This is a genomic window from Neisseria sp. P0022.S010 (genome assembly GCF_051956635.1).
In genome coordinates, this window is sequence record NZ_JBQCXF010000587.1 from 1 (window position 1) to 1,755 (window position 1,755).

Genomic DNA, 1,755 nt, shown 5'->3' on the forward strand with positions numbered 1-1,755 from the left:
GGTCTCATAGGTGTATTGATCGTCGAGCATGACCCAGCCGCCTGCGGATGCATCTTCTATAGCGGAGCCAAGCTTCCCGAAAGAGAGGATGCTGTCGTTGCCTTTGCGGATGGCGGGTGTACCGTCGTCTGAAAAAGTGGTGCAGCCAGCGAGAAGGAATACTGCGGATAAAAAGGGGAAGACGTATGTTTTCATAATGTTTGTTTAAAGGTATTTAAAATCAGGCAAATGGGGGAATACTCAATCCGAATTGTTCCAACAAGCCGACCGTTTCGTAAACGGGCAGGCCCATCACGCCTGTAAAGCTGCCTTGCAAATGCTCGACAAACACGCCGCCCAAACCCTGAATGCCATACGCGCCCGCTTTGTCCATCGGTTCGCCACTTCGGATATAGGCGGATATTTCTTCGGCAGACAAGGTTTTGAAACGTACATCGCTGGTTTGCAAAACGCCGTGCGTTTTCCCTTGCCAATATACGCATACGGCAGTCAGCACCTGATGCGTCTGCCCTGAAAGCCGTGCGAGTATTTCGGCTGCTTGGGCTTCGGTTTCCGGTTTGCCGAGAATGTGGTTTTGATAGGCGACCGTAGTGTCGGCGGTCAGAATCGGATATTCGGGCGACGCGTCGTGTGTGGCTAACCATTGCTCGACAGCGGCGGCATTTTTTTCCTGCGCCATACGTTGCACATAATCGGCGGCTTTTTCGTCGGAATGCGGCGTTTCGTCGATGTCGACAGGGATACGGATAACTTTGAATCTTAAGTTTTCCAGAATTTCGCGGCGGCGCGGGCTGCCGGAGGCTAGGTAGAGTGTGTGCATAAAACTTTCTTTTTTAGGGGATATAAGGTCGTCTGAAAATTATTTTGACTATTTGTGTTGGCCGGACAGGCGCACATAATGCGCAGAAGAATATTTCAAAAATTCTTTTTCTTTTTCGGTCAGCGGGCGGACTTGTTTGACGGGCGAGCCGACATAGAGATAGCCGCTTTCCAAACGTTTGCGTGGCGGCACCAAGCTGCCTGCGCCTATCATCACGTCGTCTTCAATGACGGTATCGTCCAGAATAATTGTACCCATCCCGATCAACACACGATCGCCGATGCGGCAGCCGTGCAGCATGACTTTGTGTCCGACGGTTACGTCTTCGCCGATGATAAGGGGCGAACCTTCAGGCTTTTCCGCGTTTTTGTGCGAAACGTGCAAGACACTGCCGTCCTGTACATTGCTGCGCGCGCCGATGCCGATGCTGATGCTGTTCACGTCGCCGCGCAACACGGCATACGGCCAAACGGATACGTCTTCGGCAAGCGATACTTCGCCGATGATGACGGAGGTCTCGTCGATGAGGCAGGATTCGTGGATTTGGGGAGTATGGTCTAAGAAGGGGCGGATAGGGTTCATGTTGTTTCTTTCTTTTTGATAGTGTGGCAGGTTTCAGACGACCTGCGGCTCGGTATGGCGAAAGTATGCCGTTTTGACGCAGGTGAGGCAAGGGCGGTGTCTCCCGAGATGTCGTCATGTCTTTGTAAACAATATTTTTTATGGTTATAGAACCATTTTCCGTTAGGCCTGCATCTCTTGTTTACCGAAGGTGGAAAATTGTCCGTTATTATCTTGTAGTTACAAGTAGCTGCAAATCATTCTCTTGCCATTTGAATTGGAATGATATATATTTTAAAAAAATATTTCATAAAATAACGAAACCCGATGGTTTGTTTTCAAACAGGTTTGGTGGGTTTCCAATCTCACAAACC

At 49.7% G+C, this 1,755-nt stretch carries 3 protein-coding genes; all 3 read right to left on the minus strand.

Annotated elements, in window-relative coordinates:
* Window positions 1–195: hypothetical protein (locus ACTHUT_RS19685; RefSeq protein WP_440419510.1), on the minus strand; the 195-nt coding region annotated here is incomplete at its 3' end.
* A gap of 25 nt (window positions 196–220) precedes the next feature.
* Window positions 221–820: a Maf family protein gene (locus tag ACTHUT_RS19690; RefSeq protein ID WP_003685469.1), complete on the minus strand. Its 600-nt coding sequence runs from the start codon at window positions 818–820 to the stop codon at window positions 221–223.
* A 48-nt stretch (window positions 821–868) separates the two neighbouring features.
* Window positions 869–1,402, minus strand: coding sequence for a gamma carbonic anhydrase family protein (locus ACTHUT_RS19695; RefSeq protein ID WP_250600152.1), 534 nt, complete (start codon window positions 1,400–1,402; stop codon window positions 869–871).
* Window positions 1,403–1,755: the final 353 nt, after the last annotated feature.